Consider the following 400-nt stretch of genomic DNA (forward strand, 5'->3'; position numbering starts at 1 on the left):
GGCCTAGCGCCAGGCCTGCAAAGGCGCCGGCTTTTTCGCCGTATTCGAAAGCCCGTGCGGTGCCGATGGCATGGGCCACCAGCCCCAGCGCAAAGCCTTTTACCCGATGATCGCTGACCTTGAGCAGCCGGAAGATGGGCCCGGCGGAGAGCGCGCCGACAATGCCGGTGATGGCCACGGCACCGGCGGCCAGCGATACATAGCCGCCGGTGGATTTCACCACTTCAACGGCAATTGGTGTGGTGATGGATTTGGGGGCCAGCGAGCCCACGACTTCGGCGGGCGCACCCAGCCACCAGGCCAGTCCCACCGCGATGGCGGCAGAGATGAAGGCGCCGAGAATGGTGGCGATGACAATGGGGGTAAGCACGCTGCGCACGGTGTGCAGTTGCCGGTATAG

1 protein-coding gene is annotated in these 400 nt (G+C 65.2%); it reads right to left on the reverse strand.

Annotated elements, in window-relative coordinates; genetic code table 11:
- Positions 1-400, reverse strand: a 400-nt coding sequence (locus A3754_RS24745; RefSeq protein ID WP_197468852.1) for an LrgB family protein, incomplete at both ends; no start/stop codon positions are given.

Source organism: Alcanivorax sp. HI0083 (assembly GCF_001635175.1).